Here is an 18,617-nt window from a genome sequence, read left to right on the forward strand (position 1 = left end):
CTAGCGGCGGATCATGTCGATGTAATCGTCAACGTATTGCTTCAGGTCGACCCCAATGAAGTCCAGCAATGTCGCGATGAGACCAACGATTCCGAGCGCACCCAGCAGCGTCAGCAGTACGCCCAGCGGGGTGATCGTCGCACTGGAGCCAACGGTCAGAGAGCTGCCCTCGTTCGGACGCGGCTGATCTGCAGTAGCACGCGGTTCAGTGGTCACTGTCTCCGTGACGCGCTCGTCCGCCTTCTCCACGGTCGACGTCGCACCCGGCAGGACAACCGTCGTGGGGGTGACAACCGTCGTCGGTACTTCACGGGTGACCGTGGTGCCCGGCGCGGTGGACACCGTGGTCGCGGTGGAGACGACGGTAGTCGGCGTGGCCACAGTGGTCGGCTCGACAACGGTGGAGAGCTCCTTGACCGTTTCCGTGACGCGCTCGCCCGGCTTCTCCACGGTCGACGTCGCACCCGGCAGGACAACCGTGGTCGGAACCTCACGGGTGACCGTGGTGCCCGGCGCGGTGGACACCGCAGTCGCGGTGGTGTTGCGTTCCACGGTCGTCGGCACGGTCACCGTCGTCGGGGTGACAACAGTGGTGGGGACGACGGTCGTGCTCGGGGCGGTGATTGTCGTCGGCACGGTGACGGTGGTGGGTGTGACCACGGTCGTAGTGGTAGTCACAGTCTCCGGTGTCGAAGTTGCCGGCTCCTCAAACGTGAAGGTACGGAACGCGCTGTAGCGCGGGTCGGCCGCGGCACCGTCCTTGTCCGGTCGCTGCGAGCGGGCGTACCAGAGGTACTCCGCGCCCGGCTCCAGGCTGTCCCATTCGAAGGTAGCCTCCGTGCCGTCAGCAACGGATGCGGAACCGAGCTCCGTCGGCGCGCTGAACGCCGCAATACCAGAGGTGGACACCTGCTTGTCGTACTGCAGGTCCGCCTCGTAGACGAACTCGTCGGACTCCGGCGTGTAGCCGAGGTCGCGCGGGTCGTTCTTCCACGGTTCGAAGGACTGCAGGCGCGGCGAGTAGGCGTTCGCTGCGACCAGGCCCGAGTCGAGGTCGAACTGGTAGAGGCGGGTGTACAGCGCGTCGCGTGCGCCATCTTCCTCGTAGGACTGGTAGTCGGCCACCGTCTCAATGACGTGGGTGCCGTCCTCACGCTCGGTCACACGCTGGCGCACGCCGTGCAGGTGGCCGGAAAAGACGAGCACCACGTTGGAGTAGGGCTTGACCAGGCGCTCGAAGAGCAGGTCGCCCTGCGCAGTCCAACGGCCGTTGCCCGGGTTGGATCGTTCGTCCTCTTCCGGGCGCAGGTACTCGTGGGTGCTGAACACCACGTTGTGGCCCGGGTGGTCCTTGATCACTTGCTCCGCCCACTGAATCTCTTCCTCGGAGGAGTCGAAGCCCATCTGCAGCATGAGGAACTTCGCGCCGTCACGCTCGACGGTGAAGTAGTTCGACGCCATGCCGTCCGGGCCGTGGCCGCCGAACCAGGGGTCGGACTCGTAGCGCTCGGCGGGGAAGTACTTGTTAAACATCTCGTTCGACGCGCCCCACACGTTGTCGTGGTTGCCCGGCAAGATGCCGTACGGCATTCCGGCGTCTTCGAAGATCTTCATAATCTTAGATGCGCGTTCGAACTCGAGCACCGCACGATCCGGCTCCTGGTTGCCGCGCAGCCAGTTCTGAATCACGTCGCCGGTGTGCACGGAAGCGATGATGTCGCGCGCGTCCTTGTTGGCTGCCAGCCACGCGATCATCTGGGTGTACGAGGTCGGGTTCTGCTCGGTCAGATACTGCGAGTCCGTCACGTGAGCGATGGTCAGATCGTACTCGCCCGGGGTCTTGAACTGCTGGTTCGTCTCATCGTCGGAGTCCGAGAACGGATCTGCCACGCGCTTGCCGTCTTGGACCAGCACGTCAACCTTGCCGTCGCGGTAGTAGTCGCTCACAGCACCAGTGCCGACAAGCGTGATCTCGCTGCCGTTTTCGCCGGCGCCCGTGTCCACGCGGTCCCACGCGTTCGTGGTGTGGTTGTAGAAATACATCTGTACCTCGTGGCGGTCGCGGGACTTGCCAGTCCACGCGATGGACACCGAATCGCCTTCCGGCTGCTCGACGGCCAGTTCGAAGCGTTGGTAGGGGAAAGCGCGGCCAGCGTCACGCGCGGCTTCGTCCATCTTCGTCACGTCGGCAGCGCGTTTCTCGTTCTCGCCCACGCGGGAATCGAGTGCCGCAGTCGACGACGCGCCGATGAACCCGGCCGATTTCGCCCAATCGATCTTCGCTGCCTTCGCGCCGTACGCGGTCACGTCCGCATCGCCGGTACCGGACACGGTCATGGTCGAGGAGCTCTCGCTTAGCGACGACACCGGCGTCCGCTTCGCACGCTCCACCTCCACCGGATCCAACGACCCCTCTACCGGCACCGTCACATCGCGGTACTCCGGACCATCTGCTGAGCCCGGGGTCGCAGGCGCGGTGAAGAAGTCCGCCCAGTTGTTGCCGGTCGCCTGCACACGGTGCCAGGCGTAGCCGTGCTTCTGTGCCTCCTCGATGGAGGTAAACCGCATGCGCCGGTCCAGCGGAACACCGGCAGTAGAGCACGGGCCTTCCGGCGCGTTGGTAACGGCTCCGACGTCGTCGTAGTACACGCCCACAGCGTCGAGGAGGGTGCCGGTGCCGTCGGTAAGCGTTGCGCCGTAGCCCTCCTGCTCGAAGGTGGCGTCGGTGCTCAGCGCACCATCGACCCCGGCCTCCGGACGTGCGACGGTGAGTACGCCGCCCGGCGCCAACTTCATGCCTTCCGGCACGATCGCGGCAGGATCGAGCATGCGGCGGCCCTTGGCGTCGCAGTAATCCACGCGCATGCCAGACAGGTCCGCCTCCTTGTGGCCACGGTTGATGATCTCCACATACTGAGCCTGCTGCCCGTTCGGGCCGCCGGCGGCGATCTCGTTGATCACCACGTCGCCGAGCTTCGGCTTCTGCGGTTCAATCGGCTGCACGTCGGTGGTGTACTCGCCCGGAGTGCGCGTTGCGCGGACGAAGTCTTTGGCGTTGTCGCCGGTCGTCGATACGCGCTGGTAGGACTCGCCAGAGCCGAAATCGAGCGTGTTCGCCAGCGGGCTACCGGTGGTGCACGGCGAATCAACACGGTCGAACACGCCGACAGAATCGACGATGTTCAGGTCGCCGTCGACCACCATCACGCCGAACCCGGCGTCGGCGTTGAAGGAGGTGTCGTAGGTCGCGTCCGGGTTCTGAACCGTGGAGTCCTTCCCGGAGCGCGCTGCGGTGAACACCTCACCGGGCGCCATCTCGCCGTCCGGCAGCGTCAACTGCAGCATGTCCTTGTACACGCGGCCGGTGCCGGAGCAGCGGTACACCTGCCACCCGGTGACGTCGACAGGCGTATCGCCGGTGTTGGTCAGCTCGAGGAAATTGTCGCCCGTGCCGCCCGGGCCACCGTTGGTGAGCTCCGTGATCTTCACCGGGGAATCGACCCGGCGGTGCACCGGAGCCTCAGCGTTACGACGACCCGGGGTCCGCTCCGCAACAACAAAATCGCGCCGATCATCGCCGGTGATGTCCACGCGCTGCCATGACTCCCCGATCAGACCGTTGAGTACGCCAGGCAGGGGAGCGCCGTTCGCGCAGAAGCTCTCCACATCCTCGCGTGCCGACCCGACGCGGTCCACAATCTTGCCGTCCTGGTCGAACACCAGGAGGCCGTACTGGGTGGCGAAGGAAATGCCGAAGGTCTGATCCTGCGCTGCCCGGATGTCGGCGCCAGCCTGACCGGAACGGCCTGCGGTGAGACGCTGCCCCGGCTCCAACACGACACCATTGAGCTGCTCAGCAGACAGCTGCGGGACAGAAGCGCGCACGCCGGTGCCGATGCAGCGATACACAGTCCACCCCGTCATATCCTGCGGCTGATCGCCGTAGTTTTGCAGCTCGAAGAAGATGTCTCCGTTGCCGCCCGGGCCGGTATTCGTCATCTCGGAGACGAGCACGTTCGGTCCACCCGTGGTGTGCGGTTCCTCGTGCGTGTACTCCGGCTCCCGCTCCTCGACCTCATCGCGGACCGCGATCGCGTTCGGCGTGCGCTCCGCAGCGGCAAAGTCCGTCGCGTTGTCGCCGGTGTTCGAGGTGCGCTGGTACGACACGCCAGCCTTGGCGTCCAGGCTGGCGTAGGGCAGCGGGTTGCCGTCGGCGGCCGCGGAATCCTGGTTGTCGGCCCAGGCGACACGGTCCCAGACGGCTCCGGTGGCGTCGTAAAGCACAACGCCCGCAGCGCCATCGGTGAAGTTGCGGCCGTTCTCGTCGCGCGGCACAACAAGCGCTTCGCCCGGCGCGAGCTTGTCCGCCGGCATCTGGCTAGCCCACGTGTAGCCTGCGAAACGCCGCCCGAACTGGTTGACCACGTCAATGCGCAGATCTGCGATGTCCACATCTTGCTCGCCGTAGTTGGCGATCTCGATCAGGCCCTCACCGTCTGGGCCGGTATGCGCTACCTCGGAGATGAGCACGTCACCGCGGCGCGGCGCAGGGGAGGGTTCAGTGGCATTCGAGTTGCCCGGAGTGCGTGGTGCCCGGATGAAATCGGCAGCGTTGTCGTTGGTGTCCTTGATGCGCTGGAAGCTCTCGCCAGCCGCGGAGTCCGTGGTGTTGGCGAGCACGGTGCCTTCACCGCAGTCCTGCTTCGCAGTTCCCGGGAACTGGATGGCGACGGCGTCGACGGTATCCCCGTTCTTGTCGCGCAACAGCGCACCGTAGGACTCGTTAGCCAGCGACGTGCCGTAGCGGGCCTTCACGTCAGCATCCGCAAGCGTGGATTGATCGTGCTTTCGCGCGAACAGCCACGTCTCACCGGCCTCGATCGTGCCGTCGAGCTCGTTTTGCGGGCCGGACGCCACGGATCCGCTACCGGTGCAACGGAAGAGCTGCCACCCGGTCACGTCCACCGGCTCGTCACCCCAGTTGGAGATCTCGATGAAGTTGTCGTGGTAGCCGCCCGGACCACCGTTAGCGATTTCACTGATCACAACCCCGTTGGTCTGCTGCGCCTGTGCAGGCACAACATTCACCACGGCCGGTAGTGCAACGACAAGGCTTGACGCCAAAGCCGCGCAGCCACGCACCGCGCGCTTCCTAATTCCCATATCCAGTTCCTCTTTTCAGCAAACGACGCGTCCCACGGTGGGGCGCACGGGAGGGAATGTAGGCGGTTAAACGAAACCTTGGTTTACCTTAAAGTAAATTATAAATTAACTTAATAATTTGCTGCTACCTCGTTTTATGTTCGAGTGTCCCTCATGCAAATACTGCACAGCAGCGCGCCACTTTTCGACGATCTTCCCGTGAACAAAACTTCCGACACAGTATGTTTCACGTGGAACATCACGACGCCGCCGCAGCCAACGCCCGCGCCACCGCCAAGTCCTCCCACGGCATGCCGACCGTCTTAAACACGATGCGTCGGCTGGTGTTCAACGAAACATTGCCGCGGACCACGTCGGCCATGGACACGACGTCGTCCCACGCAAGCGCACCCTCCTCAACAGCGATGGCGACATCGCCGGCCTCGCGCTTGGCGGCCTCGAGATCCTCGACAATCACCTGCGCTCCGTCCAAAACGTCAGTGGCCAGTTCGCGCGTATCGGTGGTGTGGGCGCCGACGGCAAGCACGATGGCGTCGTCGCGAAGATGCTCAGCGCTCAGGATCGGGGAAGGCGACGAGGTCGCGGTGACCACCAGATCAGCACCGGCCACTGCCTCGTCGGCCGCGGCTGACCCAGCCTCAACCCAGGGATACGCAAAACCGTCCGGTCGGGTCCGGGAGACGAACGTGCACGAGACGTCAAGGAGATCTTCGAGCGTTCTGGCGTGTCCGTGGCCCTGGGCGCCGGTGCCGAAGATGACGGCGTTTACGGGGTCGTCGAGAAGCGAAAGCACCCCGGCGACGGCGACGGCGGGGGTGCGGAGGGTGGTGAGCGCGGCGGCGTCGATAAGCCACTCCGGCGTGAGTGTTTCGCCGCCCATGAGCAGGTACGAGCCCTGGACCAGCGGGACGTCCACGGTCGAGCCCGGCGGCTGGATGCCGAGCACCTTCACGCCGACTGCGCCGTCGAGCGCCGACGGGAGCAGGTGCATCTCGCCGTGGGGGAAGGCGACCTTCTGGCGCTGCGGGTCAGTAGCGGGGTCAAAACCGCTGAGCAGCGCGTCGCGCACGGCCTGCACCGCGGCGGCGGGGGAGAGGGTAGCCATTGCTTCGTCGTAGTCCACGTAGCGCATGGCGACCAGTGTAGGGCAGCGCCGCTTTCCCGATTAGGCGCTAGCGAGCTTTTGCACAACCCAAGCATTTAAGGAGACGCCTTCTCGCGCCGCGTCCACAGCCAACTTGCGATGCAAAGAACTACTGACTCTGACGTTGAACCGACCGGAGAATGTGCGCTCACCGAAAGGTTGTGGAACTACTTCCCCGTTGGCCTCTAAGTCTGACAGGACCTCGGCTACCAGATTGCGAAGTCCCTCCTGAGAGCGGCCTGCGTCGTCATCCATCCAGCTCAGAGAAGGGAACTCGGCGACCGTAGAGACGAACTCCCCGTCTTCCTTGGACCAAAATGTTTGGTACGTGTATTTTTCCGCTTGCGTTGCCATCGATTATTCGCACCCTTCCAGCTTCTTTACTGCTGCAAGCACCTGTTTCACCTGATAAGGCTTTGCTTGTCCGCCACGATTTTGAATATTCACACGTGGATCGCCGGGCCACGGAGTTCTATACGTTTCGTGGTCACCTCCACTACTTGGCCTCCGTTCAAAATAGTGGTCGCATACCTTTCGCAGCTCCACGAATCGGATATTTTTCGTGGAACGATCCATCTTCCTCAAGATTTTCTCTACACTGTCCCCCACAGCTGAGACAGTACCATGGATAGTACTACTCGGGCCCCAGAATTCATATCCGGACGCGGAACATCTTCGAATATCAGCATTTTTCAAAGCCACTAGACACACACCGCCCCCATGGTCTATATTCGTCTTCGGAGCCCCTCCGCCCACGGTCCCACCCCCCGAGAACCGGAAGAGCACTCACCCACCCCCCCCATTTAGAGTGCGAGTGGCGGAGGGGTCTCCACCTTTTTTCGAACGGGTACAGACATAGAAGTAACCCGCCACTGCGGGTTAAGGGTCAAAATGTGTGTCCGGAATTGGTGATTTCTGGTATCTGACCTTTGTGTTTTCCGGAAATATATGCCCCGAAAGCATATATCCGCTGTTGTGGTCGTATATCCCCGGTGTGGCGTGGTTGTTGTGGTAGGCGCCGGTGGTGTGGTGGCTCAATGCCGAGGAACCAACCACGCTGCCACTGCGGCGGCGAAATGAAACGCAACGGAACAACATCCAAGGGCACCACTCGGTGGCGGTGCAAGATCTGTGGTGCGTCAACCACCAAAAACCGCAGCGATATCACCTACGCAGCGGTGTTTCAACAATTCATCGCCCACTGCACATCGACCACCGCGCTGAGGCCGCTCGCAGAAGACGCTGGAATCAGCCACTCCACCATGAAACGGCGGTTTTCGTGGTACTGGCTCATTGACGTGCCCGATCCCACCATTGGGCACGAAGGCCGGGTCTACGACCAGATCTTCCTTGACGGCACCTACACCGCCGGCGGATGTCTCATTGTGGCCGCCACCTTGGATCACGTCATCGCCTGACACTGGTGCAAACGCGAAACCACGCGCGACTACCAGCAACTGTGCGAACGCATCCCCGCGCCCCTGATCGCCGTGATCGACGGTGGCCAAGGTGCGGCCACCGCGATCAAGACGTGCTGGCCCACAACCAAGATCCAACGCTGCCTCGTCCACGCCCAACGCGTGGTACGCCGCTACACCACCTCACGCCCGCGCACCGATGAGGGACGGGCGATCTACCAACTCGCGCTCAACCTCACAAAGATCACCGATCTTGACGAGGCGGCCGCGTGGGGTGCCAAGCTCCACGAATACGGCAACGTCTACCGCGACTGGATGAACCAGAAAACGTGGACCACCGACCGTTGTACGAAACAACGCAGCTGGTCGTGGACGCATGAACGCACCCGCAAGGCCTACAACAGCCTCAACCACCTCTGACGCAACAACCTACTGTTCGTCTATCTCGACCCACCCGATGGTGTGCTCGATTCCAGCCGGATCAAATCGACCACGAACAGTCTTGAAGGCGGGATCAACGCCCAGCTGAAACTGCTTGCCCGCACCCACCGCGGCAGATCCGGGGAGCACCAGCGCCGGATGCTGGAGTGGTGGCTCTACCTCAAGGCGGAACTGCCTGACGACCCGGTTGAGATCGCCAGGCAGTCCAACTGGGGCCAAGACCAACTCGCCAAAGTATCCACCCTGACCCCACAACGAGAACCAAGCCGACCACGAAACCGGACGACCAGCCCTCTACGACAACGCTATCGACACCAACTACACACACTCAATCGGCATCCAAAAAGGCCACATCTAACCCCACGACACGCCGACGCCAGACACACATTTTGACCCTTAACCCGCCACTGCGTGTTCTCAGTGGCGGGTTACTGCTTCGAATTTCTCCTGCGCTTAAGTATAAACACGGATTAATAAAAGGAAAGGCCCGTTACACGTTTGTGACTAAAGTCACCTAAATCCAATATAAGCGAAGGCTTAGAAACTCGAGCTCCCGCCGCCCGCGCTGAAGCCCGACGAGGACACATTGCTTGACGACGACGCCTGCGCCGCCTGCTCCGCCTGCACATTCGACTCGTGCCAGGTGTGCATGTGCACGTAAGGGACGTACCCGCCGTACCAGAACCCACTCTCGTAGACCGCCGGCGCCTCGAGCTTCTCGCGCTCCTTGACGTCGCTGAACTGCTTCTTCTTCACCTCGTCGAGAATCACGCGGTAATCGCCGAGCATCCGCGTGAAATCGTCGAGGTAGGTGGGGGAGGTCGGGTCCGCGTCGAGCGCCTCCACGCGCTGCATCAGCGTATCCAGTTCGCGCCGCAACCCTTCGTCCTTTACATCGCTGCGTGCGCGGAGGACGTCTTCGCGGATCGTCGCTAAGTCAGCCCGGCGCGTCGCGGCGTCGCCGTGTTCCACACCGAACAGTCGGTCGATGTTGTCCTCTGCGGTGGAGGTGTGTTGGACCGACTCGGCGGCGCTCGCCAACTGTTTGCGGTGCTTGTACACGTCCTTGTCGTCGTCCATGTTGATCGAGCCGAGCCCGCCCGCGCCGTGCACTACCTCGTTCATGCCGAGGAAGCGGTCGCGCACCTCGGCCCACTGGCGGCGTAGTGTCTCGTCGGCAAACGCGGAGGACAGCGAGTTCGCGCGCACGTCCACCTCGTCGAGACGCGACGCGAGCCGCGTGTACTCGCCCGTGACCAGGTCGTAGTCCTCACGCGCTTGCGCGATTGCTTTACGACGACTCCCCCGCACCGCAACCCCAATCCCACCAATTCCCGCCGTCGCACCGGTCCCACCCAGCCCGAGAGCAACCATTGCGCCGGTCCGCTCCGAATGCGCCGCATCCACCCTGTACTGCGCGAGCGCATCCGCGTCCATGGCCTGGTTCGCGGTGCGGAAGAGGCCGGAGGGGATATTGCCTTCCTTCACGCCGGGTTTCATGGCGTCGAGGAGGGCTTCGCGGTGGGATTCGTCGTTAAGCAAGAGCTCCTCGGTGACGTCGTCGCCGCCGTAAATGAACGCCTGGCGCGGATCCAGCCCGACGCCCACGATGAGCACGCCGTCGCGCGGGCGGCCGTTCTCGCCCTTGGACTGATCGATCAAATCCGGGTGCTCGGTGCGCAGGAGCTCCTCGACGTCGTCCATGATGTTCTCGTGGTTCGTCTTGAACACCATGTAGTGGAGGTCTGTGACCACCGCGGGGGCGTCGATACGCGCGGTGTCGCGCTCGAGACGGGCGCGGTCGTCGGGGGAGAGGACCTGCTGCGGGTCGTCGATCACCGCAGTCGGCGCGCCGTGCGTCTGCACCGCGACCTGGTTTACGTCCGGAATGTCGACGGAGTTGTACCCGGCGGCCGCCCCGCCGAGGCCGACTAGGGCCGCGATGCCAACGACTGCTGCGATCTCGCTCATACTCGTCATATCACCAGCGTAACGCGCATGTAACGCGCGTCGCACACGCACCGATATATCTCACACACGTGTCAGATCCCTGACAGGTTTCCCGTAACTACCCCAAGGAGATTGCCATGAAGCGCATCGCCACCGCAGCCGTTGCTGCAACCACCGCCCTGACCATCGTCGCCACCCCGGCATTCGCACAGGAGACCGAGACCCAGACCGGTTCCTCCGCTGCGTACCAGGAGTGCAAGGTAGAGGCCGACAAGGAGTACGAGGCAGTCAAGAACGCCGAGGGTAAGGAAGCCAAGGACGAGGCTAAGGCTACGTTCGAGAAGAACAACGGCTCCTCCACCCCGACCGGCGCTTGCGTCAAGCAGCTCATCGACGACGAGGACACCAAGGCTGGCACCCTCGCCCTGCTGATCGGCGTCCCGGTCGCTCTCGTCGCGCTCCTCGGCGTTGCCGCTGCATTCGCTGGCGTCATCCCGGGCGTTGAGCTCCCGGCACTGCCGTTCTAATTCGGCCCTCTGAAACCCGGTCCCTCGCGCAGGGGCCGGGTTTCTGCTTGCGGTGAAGTTCTGACAATCTCCGCCGGAAAGTGTCATTGTCCAGGGCTTTAAGGGCGGGGTGACAGATTCCGGCAGGAAATGTCAGAAAGGCCCATGAGACCTCTCCGATTGCTGCCACCGATTCCCCAGATTCGATCCGTATCAGTGTTTGGGACGGGCTGACCGCCCGGGTGAATCGAAGAAGTAAAGGAGAAATCATGTCCAACACTCGTATCGCTGCAGCCGCAACCGCACTCGTGCTTGGAGCCACCGGCCTCGCCGCGTGCAACGACTCCGAGGACACCACCGACGACGTCAACTCCACCGGCGTGGTCTCCGACGCTACCGACGCGGTCACTTCCGACGACCCGCTGACCGGCGGTTCCGAGTCCACCGGCGGCGCGGCGACGGGCAGCGCGGACACCACCGGCGGCGCTATCACCTCCGAGGACCCGCTCTCCGGCAGCGCCTCCACCGCGGACCCGCTGGCGCCGACCGACGACGCCGTGATCTCCGAGGCGCCGACCAACTAGCAGCAGCCGCACCGAACCCTCACCTCGACGAAAGGGGTGGGGGTTTCGTCGTTTAGAAAGGCTCCGAGACCGCCCGCGAGAGCACCACGGCGTCCGGCTCGATGTGCTCGCGCAGTTGCTTCTCGACGACATCGTGGCCGTCCGACGTCAACAACCACCCCGCCCACGCGTCCTTACCGGGGGAGAAGAGTCCGTCGCCCTTGCCGATGATGTTCAACGTGGCGTCCCGAAGCCACAGCGGGCCGACCAGGGCGGCGTGTTCGGTGCCTTCGAGTGGGGCGACGTAGGGCTGGTAGGCGACGGTGTTTAAGGCGGTGATGGTGTCGTCGAAAAGCGACTGCGCCAGCAGGACGTGTTCGGAGGCGCCGAGGTACACGATCGTGGTGAGCGAGAGTTCGCCGACGGGGGCGTCGCGCAGGGTGAGGTTCGACAGGCCGCCGAGGGAGGCGGCGAAGCGCGTCGGGCCGGTCATGTCTTCGAAGAAGAAGTGGTCGCGTGCCTCGTCGCTGTTGGTAGTGGTGAAGTCGACGAGCGCGTTGAGCTCGTAGAGCTGGAGTTCCTCGGGCGCGGCGAGGTTGTCGTAGGCGGCTTGGCAGCGCAGGTCCCAAAGCAGGAACTCGTCGTCGATGGGGTGGGGACGCGGGGAGACGGCGGCGATCTCGGCGCCGCTGGCACGGATGCGGTCGCGGTAGAGCTCGTAGGCGCCGTCGAGGTCCGGCTCGTGCGCCACGAAGTGGGTGGTGACGATCTCGAAGGCCATGCGGTCGAGACTACCCGTCCGTCAATGTTTCACGTGAAACAAGAAAACCGCCCCGGAGGGCGGTTGACTCGGAAAGCGGTTACCGGACGGCGGTGGAGTCTTCGGTGACGGTGTCGTCGTCAAGCGAGTGCTTCTCGATCTTGCCGGACGCGAACTTGTTCACGATCAGCGCAATCGCGCCGTCGCCGGTGACGTTGGCCGCGGTGCCGAAGGAGTCGACGACGATGTAGGACGCGATCATGAGCGACAGCATCGACTCATCGAAACCAAGGTTGGACTGCAACAACCCCACGGCCGCCATAATGGCGCCGCCGGGGACGCCCGGCGCGGCGATCATCATGATGCCGAGCAAGAGGATGAAGCCGACGATCTGGCCGCCGGTGATGTCCAGGCTCGCCATGTACACGATCGACAAGGCGTAGAGCATGATCTTCATCATCGAGCCGGACAGGTGGATGGTTGCGCAGAGGGGTACGACGAAACCAGCGACGTCCTCATCGACCTTGTTCTTCAGCGTGGACTCGTAGGTGACCGGGATGGTGGCCGCGGACGACGAGGTGCCCAGTGCGGTGAAGTACGCCGGCAGCATGTTCTTCAGCGCGCGGAACGGGTTCACACCCGCGACGGCACCGGCGACGAGGTACTGCAGCACGATGACAACGAAGGTCATGATGACGGACAGCAACAGTACGACGCCCATGGCGGCCATGGTGTCGCCGAAGTTCTCGTTCATGCCCAGGCCCAGGAAGGTGCCGAAGATGTACAGCGGCAGCAGTGGGATGACAAACGTGACCACGACCTTGAGCACCACGTGGTTCAGCTCGTCGAGCACGTTGTACAGGTTGTCGGACTTCACTGCGGTCATTGCTAGGCCGACTACGAAGGCGAGCAGCAGCGCCGACATGATCTCCAGCGGCGGCGGCATCTCCACGCTGAAGTAAGGGGCCAGGCCGCCCTCGTCGGGATCGGCGACGTTGGTAATCAGGTCCTTACCCTCCAGCAGCTTGGGGTACAGCACCGAGCCGGTGCCCCAGGCGAGCAGGCCGGACAGCACCGTCGAGCCGTAGGCGATGCCCGCGGTGAAGCCGAGCCACTTACCCGCACCCTTGCCCAGCCCTGCAATCGCAGGGGCGATCAGTGCGAAGATGAGCACCGGCACGAAGAAGCCGAGGAAGTTGGAAAACAGCCCGTTGAATGTGACAAACACGCGGCCCAGCCAGTCGGGGAAGAACCGGCTACACAAGAAACCGAGGATGATAGCTACGACTACCCAAAAGAGCAGCGAGCTGGTGAGTTTGTTTTTCATGGACATAGGGTAGCCGGTAAATATGCACTTGACTGTATTTTGATCATATTTTCTTTCGGCCCCGCCCCCGGTCGTATGCTAAGGACCATGAGCCCGTTTGCGAATATGAGCACCCTCAACGTCGTTATCGGCATCGTCTTCGCCGTGCTAACCCTCGCGCTGTTTATCCCCGGCGCGCTCGCCACGGCGGGCAAGCTTCCGGGCAACAAGTGGGTCGGATTGCACGTGCCGGCGGTGCGCAAGGACCAGGGGATTTGGGACCAGGCGCACAAGGTCGCCGGCCCGTTCTGGTTGCTCGCGGCGCTGGCGCTGGCGTTCGGCGCAGCGTTTTCCTTCATCGCGTCCGGCTGGATGTGGGTCCTGCCGGTGGTCGCACTTGTCGCCGCGGTTGTTGCGGCGTCGGTGGGCGGCAACTTCGGCGCCCGCGCCGCGACGATGGTGGAGAAGGCCCGCGAGGAGGAGCCGGAGCCAGACAAGCCCGCGGTGAACATTGATGCTTTGCGACGAGCCGCCGGACAGGCCGACAACAAATGACTTGGGCCGACGCAATACTGACCGTGCTGCGCGAGGCGGGCGAGCCGATGGCGTACAAGGACGTCGCCACGGAGATCTTGCGCCGGGGGCTTGCCGACCCGGGGGAGCGCAACGTGGACATCCTCACCCACGCGGAGATGACCCGGCTGCAAAACCGCGGCCTGGTTTCCTCGGCCCCGCGGGGGAAATACAGAATCTGCGAATAAAAATCGGCACGCGCCCGTTCGTCCTCGACTACACTTCTGCGTTGTGATGCAAATGACTTCCCAAACCTGGTGGTGGCTCGCCTAACTGGCGCGCCACTGAGAAGTCACGGCCCGCCAGCTTGTCCCCCAAGCGCCGCGGGCCTTTTTCATACCCTCGGTGCGAAACCAACAGAAACCGAGGATTACATGAAATTCACCCGCCAAGAGGTGCGCTACCACGAGGACGTGGCCAGTCTCTTCGCCCGCATCGGCGGCCTCGACGGCACGGATACGGTGCTGCTCGAGTCCGCCGACATCACTACGCGTTCGGGGTTGCAGTCGGTGGCGGTGCTGCGGTCGTCGATACGCGTAACTTGCTCCGGCAACCGCGTGACGCTGACGCCCTTGACGCCGTCGGGGGAGGTGATCGCGGACCGGGTCGGGCGCGAGCACGAGTTCCCGGCCACGGACATCGAGGACGAGCGCGAGCGGCTCAAGGCCCCCTCGAGCGTGGACGTGCTGCGCGCGCTCGCGGACACCGAGGGCAACGAGGACTTTCCGCTGCTCGCGGGCGGTTTCGCCTACGACTACCTGGAGACGTTCGAGCCGCTGCCGCCCGTAGCCGACGGCGCGAACACCTACCCGGATTACGAGTTCGTCCTCGCCGAGGTGGTGCTGCGCGTCAACCACGAAACCGGCACGGCGTACCTCGCGGGCGTGGACGCGGTCGGCGACGGCATCGATCTCGAGCCGCTTGCTCAGCGGATGGAGGAGGTCGTGCCGGAGTATTGGCCGTTGGCGGGGAAGGCGGGATCGCTCGTCGCTAAGGCGGACGTCTCGGACGAGGAGTTCCGCGGGGTGGTCGAGAAGCTGAAAGGCAACATTTGTAACGGCGATATCTACCAGGTGGTGCCGGCGCGCAGTTTCACCGCCGAGTGCAACGACGCGTTTGCGGCGTACCGGCGTCTGCGCGAGTCGAACCCGTCGCCGTACATGTTCTACATCCGCGGCGACGGCTACGAGCTGTTCGGCGCCTCGCCGGAGTCGAACCTGAAGTACTCGGCGGATACCCGCGAGGTGCAGCTGTACCCGATCGCCGGCACCCGCCCGCGGGGGCTCGATCCGGACGGCGCCGTCAACCACGAGCTGGACACGCGCATGGAGCTGCAGTTGCGTACCGACGCCAAGGAGGTCGCCGAGCACACCATGCTGGTGGACCTGGCCCGCAACGACCTGGCACGCGTCGCCGAGCCGCGCACCCGCAAGGTCCGCGACCTGCTGCAGGTGGACCGCTACTCGCGTGTGATGCACCTGGTCAGCCGGGTGACGGCGACACTTGCGGAGGACCTGGATGCGCTCGACGCCTACCGCGCCTGCATGAACATGGGCACGCTCACCGGCGCCCCGAAACTGCGGGCCACCGAGCTGCTGCGCAGCGTCGAGGGGCAGCGCCGCGGGTCCTACGGCGGGGCGGTGGGGTACCTGCGCGGCGACGGGGAGTTCGACACGTGCATTGTGATCCGGTCCGCGTTCGTCGCTAATGGCACCGCGGTGGTTCAGGCGGGCGCGGGCGTGGTGCGCGATTCCGACCCGCAGGCTGAGGCCGACGAGACCCTGCACAAGGCCTACGCCGTGCTCCACGCACTGGCGGGCGACCGCGAACTGGAGGTGGAAAAGTGATCGTTTTGCTGGATAACCAGGACTCCTTTGTCTACAACCTGGTGGACGCCTTCGCCGACTACGACACCGTGGTCTACCGCAACACCGTCTCCGCCGACACCGTCTTCGCCACCGACCCGGACCTGATCGTGCTTTCGCCCGGCCCCGGTTATCCCGCGGACGCCGGCTGCATGATGGAGGTCATCGAGCGCGCCCAGGGCCGCATCCCCATCCTCGGGATCTGCCTCGGCTTCCAGGCGCTCATCGAGCACTACGGCGGACGGGTTGAGCCGTGCGGGCCGGTGCACGGGTCGTCGGAAACCATGGTGCTGCTCAGCAGCAAACGCGTCCCCGTTGCCCGCTACCACTCGCTCGGCGCGACCGAGGCCCCTGAGGGGATCCGCGCGCTGGCGTGGGCACCGAGCGAGATCGGCGACGTGATCATGGCCGCCGAAACCGCCGACGAAATGTCGATTGGCCTGCAGTTTCACCCCGAATCCATCCTGACCCCCGCTGGTCCGCAGATTCTCGACGACTGCGTGACCACCCTGCTCAAGAAAGGCCGCAATGACTAACCACATCGACATCTTCCGCCGCTTCGTCGACAACCCTGCGCCCACTTTGGAGGAGGCCGTCGAGGCGTTCACCCCGCTCACCGTCGGCGACTACGACGACGTGCACATCGCAGCGCTCTTAGCGACGATCCGCACCCGCGGCGAAACCTTCCCCGACATCGCCGGCGCCGCCCGAGCCTTCCTCGCCGCCGGCCGCCCGTTCCCGGTGACGGGGGAGGGGATCATGGACACCGCCGGCACCGGCGGCGACGGAGCGAACACGATCAATATCACCACCGCCGCCTCCTTGACCGCGGCCGCCGGCGGGGTGAAAATGATCAAGTGCGGGAACCGCTCCGTGTCGTCCAAGTCGGGGTCGGCCGATGTGCTCGAGGCGCTGAACATTCCGCTGGACCTCGACCCCGACCGCGCGGTGCGCCAGTTCGAGTCCTCGAACTTCACGTTCCTCTTCGCCCCGGCGTACAATCCGGCGATCGCATTCGTGCAGCCGGTGCGGAAAGCCCTGGGTATTTCAACAATATTTAATACGCTTGGCCCATTATTGAGTCCCGCAAGGCCTGAATTTCAAATTATGGGGATCGCCAATCCTAAGTTGGGACCCATTATTTCGGAGACCATGAGGGATCTAGGCCGTGGCCGCGCGTTTGTCGTGCACGGCGCGGGCACCGACGAGATCGCGGTCCACGGCGAGACCCTCGTCTGGGAACTCACCGACGGCGAGATCACCCACTACACCGTCACGCCAGACGACCTCGGCGTGCGGCGCTGGTCGCTGGATGACCTCCGCGGCGGCGACGGCGCCGAGAACGCCGCGTTCATGCGTGCGGCCTTCGCAGGCGAGGGCCCCCAAGCGCACCGCGACGCCGTGGCCGTCAACGCCGGGGCGATGTTCTACCTCTACGGCATCGCCGACTCGCTTGCCGCCGGCACCGAACACGCGAAGCGGTTGCTTGCCGACGGCACCGTCGCCCAATGGCTCGCCACCCACGAGGAGGCGGATTACAGTGTCTAAGATCCTCGGCGAGATCGTCGCCAACCGTAAACGTCACATTGACGCTATTCGGCAGCGGGTTGCCCACGTTAGTTTCGACACGTTACGTTATTCTGAGCGCTCCTTGTACGACTCGCTCGCGCGTCCGGGCACCGCGTTCATCATGGAATGCAAGTCCGCCTCACCGTCGCTCGGCCAGATCCGCGCGGATTACAAACCGGGGGAGATCGCCTCAATCTATTCGCGCTACGCCGCCGGCATCTCGGTCCTGTGCGAGCCCGACTACTTCGGCGGCGACTACGACCACCTCGCTACCGTCGCGGCCACCACACATCTGCCGGTGCTGTGCAAAGACTTCATCATCGACGAGGTCCAGATCTACGCCGCGCGCTACTTCGGCGCCGACGCGATCCTACTCATGCTCTCCGTGCTTGACGACGACCAATACACCCACCTCGCCTCCGTCGCCGCCTCCCTGCACATGGATGTGCTCACCGAGGTGATCGATGAGGAGGAGGCGGCCCGCGCGACTAAGCTCGGCGCGAGAATCTTCGGCGTGAACCACCGCAACCTCCACGACCTGTCCATCGACTTGGACCGCTCGGCACGCCTCGCCGCATTGGCACCCGATGGGGCAGTAGTGGTCGCCGAATCCGGCATCCGCGACGCCGCCACCGTCCGCCGCCTCGGCGGCCACTCCGACGCGTTCCTCGTCGGCTCGCAACTGACCGCCCAGCCCGACATCGACCAGGCCGCCCGCGAGCTGGTGTACGGCCCGAACAAGGTCTGCGGCCTGCGTTCCGCCTCCGCGGCCCAGGCGGCCAAAGCGTGCGGCGCGGTGTACGGCGGACTGATCTTCGAGGACGCCTCCCCGCGCAATGTTTCACGTGAAACAGCGGCATCCATCATCGCCGCTGAGCCGGGACTGAACTACGTCGCGGTGTCGCGCCGCACATCCGGCTACAACGACATCGTCCAGCACGGCATCACCGCCGTCCAGGTCCATGCGCCGTACCAAGGCTCGATCGAGGCGGAGCTCGCGCTTATCGAACAGGTCCGGAGCGAGGTTGACGTCGACGTCTGGCGCGCCGTCTCCATGACCCACCCGGACGGCCCCGCGGTGGCGGAGGCGCTCGCGGACTCCGTGGACATGCTCGTCCTCGACGCCAATGACGGCGGGTCGGGGGAGAGGTTTGATTGGTCCCGGGTGCCGGTCGTCGTCAAGCAAAAAGCTCTGCTGGCGGGTGGACTCACCCCGGAGAATCTCGAGGAAGCGCTGCGCGTCGGCTGCCTCGGGCTCGACCTCAACTCGGGATTCGAAGACCCCAACGGCGACAAGGACGCGGGTGCGCTTCGGTGCGGCTTTGACACCATCGGCAATTATCACGATTAAGGACAAAC

General features: G+C 64.1%; 15 protein-coding genes and 1 pseudogene. 9 read left to right on the forward strand and 7 right to left on the reverse strand.

Annotation, left to right across the window (positions count from 1 at the left end):
* The 4 genes from IAU68_RS11220 to IAU68_RS11640 all read right to left on the reverse strand — a co-directional run bounded on the left by IAU68_RS11220 (nt 1) and on the right by IAU68_RS11640 (nt 6,883).
* Entirely contained in the window at nt 1-5,163 is a 5,163-nt protein-coding gene (locus IAU68_RS11220) for a lamin tail domain-containing protein (RefSeq protein WP_171194618.1), read from the reverse strand.
* 238 nt (nt 5,164-5,401) lie between these two features.
* Nucleotides 5,402-6,295: an ornithine cyclodeaminase family protein gene (locus tag IAU68_RS11225; protein ID WP_171194619.1), complete on the reverse strand. Its 894-nt coding sequence runs from the start codon at nt 6,293-6,295 to the stop codon at nt 5,402-5,404.
* A 33-nt stretch (nt 6,296-6,328) separates the two neighbouring features.
* On the reverse strand, nt 6,329-6,661 hold the full coding sequence (locus tag IAU68_RS11230) for a type II toxin-antitoxin system HicB family antitoxin (protein WP_171194620.1): 333 nt from the start codon (nt 6,659-6,661) through the stop codon (nt 6,329-6,331).
* 3 nt (nt 6,662-6,664) lie between these two features.
* Nucleotides 6,665-6,883: a toxin HicA gene (locus IAU68_RS11640; RefSeq protein WP_231699284.1), complete on the reverse strand. Its 219-nt coding sequence runs from the start codon at nt 6,881-6,883 to the stop codon at nt 6,665-6,667.
* A 461-nt stretch (nt 6,884-7,344) separates the two neighbouring features.
* Between IAU68_RS11640 and IAU68_RS11235 the strand changes: the two are divergent.
* A pseudogene (locus IAU68_RS11235) lies at nt 7,345-8,524 on the forward strand (IS1249 family transposase).
* 179 nt (nt 8,525-8,703) lie between these two features.
* Here IAU68_RS11235 and IAU68_RS11240 read toward each other — a convergent pair.
* Nucleotides 8,704-10,146: a DUF5129 domain-containing protein gene (locus tag IAU68_RS11240; protein WP_171193026.1), complete on the reverse strand. Its 1,443-nt coding sequence runs from the start codon at nt 10,144-10,146 to the stop codon at nt 8,704-8,706.
* A gap of 107 nt (nt 10,147-10,253) precedes the next feature.
* Between IAU68_RS11240 and IAU68_RS11245 the strand changes: the two genes are divergently transcribed.
* Together IAU68_RS11245 and IAU68_RS11250 are read left to right on the forward strand one after the other, a co-directional pair.
* The gene (locus IAU68_RS11245; RefSeq protein WP_171193027.1) at nt 10,254-10,643 is read left to right on the forward strand and encodes a hypothetical protein; all 390 of its coding nucleotides are present in this window, start codon (nt 10,254-10,256) and stop codon (nt 10,641-10,643) included.
* 248 nt (nt 10,644-10,891) lie between these two features.
* Nucleotides 10,892-11,206 (forward strand): hypothetical protein, encoded by a 315-nt coding sequence (locus tag IAU68_RS11250; RefSeq protein ID WP_171193028.1) that lies wholly within the window; start codon nt 10,892-10,894, stop codon nt 11,204-11,206.
* 52 nt (nt 11,207-11,258) lie between these two features.
* On the opposite strand, the gene IAU68_RS11255 is transcribed toward IAU68_RS11250, so the two are convergent.
* Nucleotides 11,259-11,966, reverse strand: coding sequence for a hypothetical protein (locus IAU68_RS11255; protein ID WP_171193029.1), 708 nt, complete (start codon nt 11,964-11,966; stop codon nt 11,259-11,261).
* Nucleotides 11,967-12,045: 79 nt separating this feature from the next.
* A complete protein-coding gene (locus IAU68_RS11260) occupies nt 12,046-13,272 on the reverse strand; it encodes a dicarboxylate/amino acid:cation symporter (protein ID WP_407928714.1) in 1,227 nt (408 codons plus the stop codon).
* Nucleotides 13,273-13,359: 87 nt separating this feature from the next.
* On the opposite strand from IAU68_RS11260, the gene IAU68_RS11265 reads away from it, so the two are divergent.
* From IAU68_RS11265 to trpCF, 6 genes are all read left to right on the forward strand, one after another.
* Entirely contained in the window at nt 13,360-13,806 is a 447-nt protein-coding gene (locus IAU68_RS11265) for an SdpI family protein (RefSeq protein ID WP_231699039.1), read from the forward strand.
* Nucleotides 13,803-14,012 (forward strand): winged helix-turn-helix domain-containing protein, encoded by a 210-nt coding sequence (locus IAU68_RS11270; RefSeq protein ID WP_171193031.1) that lies wholly within the window; start codon nt 13,803-13,805, stop codon nt 14,010-14,012. Before IAU68_RS11265 ends, IAU68_RS11270 begins: the two co-directional genes overlap by 4 nt.
* Before the next feature lie 186 nt (nt 14,013-14,198).
* Nucleotides 14,199-15,671: an anthranilate synthase component 1 gene (locus tag IAU68_RS11275; protein ID WP_171193032.1), complete on the forward strand. Its 1,473-nt coding sequence runs from the start codon at nt 14,199-14,201 to the stop codon at nt 15,669-15,671.
* Complete coding sequence (locus IAU68_RS11280) at nt 15,668-16,225, forward strand: glutamine amidotransferase-related protein (RefSeq protein WP_171193033.1); 558 nt, start codon at nt 15,668-15,670, stop codon at nt 16,223-16,225. The genes IAU68_RS11275 and IAU68_RS11280 overlap by 4 nt, the downstream gene beginning before the upstream one ends.
* The gene (gene trpD / locus IAU68_RS11285; protein WP_171193034.1) at nt 16,218-17,237 is read left to right on the forward strand and encodes an anthranilate phosphoribosyltransferase; all 1,020 of its coding nucleotides are present in this window, start codon (nt 16,218-16,220) and stop codon (nt 17,235-17,237) included. The genes IAU68_RS11280 and trpD overlap by 8 nt, the downstream gene beginning before the upstream one ends.
* Nucleotides 17,224-18,609, forward strand: a complete 1,386-nt coding sequence (gene trpCF, locus IAU68_RS11290; protein ID WP_407928730.1) for a bifunctional indole-3-glycerol-phosphate synthase TrpC/phosphoribosylanthranilate isomerase TrpF — start codon at nt 17,224-17,226, stop codon at nt 18,607-18,609. Before trpD ends, trpCF begins: the two co-directional genes overlap by 14 nt.
* The last annotated feature ends 8 nt before the right edge of the window (nt 18,610-18,617 follow it).

The sequence above is a fragment of the Corynebacterium lujinxingii genome, from assembly GCF_014490555.1.
GTDB classification, from domain to species: Bacteria; Actinomycetota; Actinomycetes; order Mycobacteriales; family Mycobacteriaceae; genus Corynebacterium; species Corynebacterium lujinxingii.

Bases quoted from the DNA above. Each gene is read 5' to 3' on its own strand.
- IAU68_RS11265 (WP_231699039.1), top strand. From the start codon at position 13,360: ATGAGCCCGTTTGCGAATATGAGCACCCTCAACGTCGTTATCGGCATC.
- IAU68_RS11220 (WP_171194618.1), bottom strand. From the start codon at position 5,163: ATGGGAATTAGGAAGCGCGCGGTGCGTGGCTGCGCGGCTTTGGCGTCA.
- IAU68_RS11270 (WP_171193031.1), top strand. From the start codon at position 13,803: ATGACTTGGGCCGACGCAATACTGACCGTGCTGCGCGAGGCGGGCGAG.
- IAU68_RS11240 (WP_171193026.1), bottom strand. From the start codon at position 10,146: ATGACGAGTATGAGCGAGATCGCAGCAGTCGTTGGCATCGCGGCCCTA.
- IAU68_RS11260 (WP_407928714.1), bottom strand. From the start codon at position 13,272: ATGAAAAACAAACTCACCAGCTCGCTGCTCTTTTGGGTAGTCGTAGCT.
- IAU68_RS11255 (WP_171193029.1), bottom strand. From the start codon at position 11,966: ATGGCCTTCGAGATCGTCACCACCCACTTCGTGGCGCACGAGCCGGAC.
- IAU68_RS11245 (WP_171193027.1), top strand. From the start codon at position 10,254: ATGAAGCGCATCGCCACCGCAGCCGTTGCTGCAACCACCGCCCTGACC.
- IAU68_RS11250 (WP_171193028.1), top strand. From the start codon at position 10,892: ATGTCCAACACTCGTATCGCTGCAGCCGCAACCGCACTCGTGCTTGGA.
- IAU68_RS11230 (WP_171194620.1), bottom strand. From the start codon at position 6,661: ATGGCAACGCAAGCGGAAAAATACACGTACCAAACATTTTGGTCCAAG.
- IAU68_RS11225 (WP_171194619.1), bottom strand. From the start codon at position 6,295: ATGCGCTACGTGGACTACGACGAAGCAATGGCTACCCTCTCCCCCGCC.
- IAU68_RS11640 (WP_231699284.1), bottom strand. From the start codon at position 6,883: ATGGATCGTTCCACGAAAAATATCCGATTCGTGGAGCTGCGAAAGGTA.
- IAU68_RS11275 (WP_171193032.1), top strand. From the start codon at position 14,199: ATGAAATTCACCCGCCAAGAGGTGCGCTACCACGAGGACGTGGCCAGT.
- trpD (WP_171193034.1), top strand. From the start codon at position 16,218: ATGACTAACCACATCGACATCTTCCGCCGCTTCGTCGACAACCCTGCG.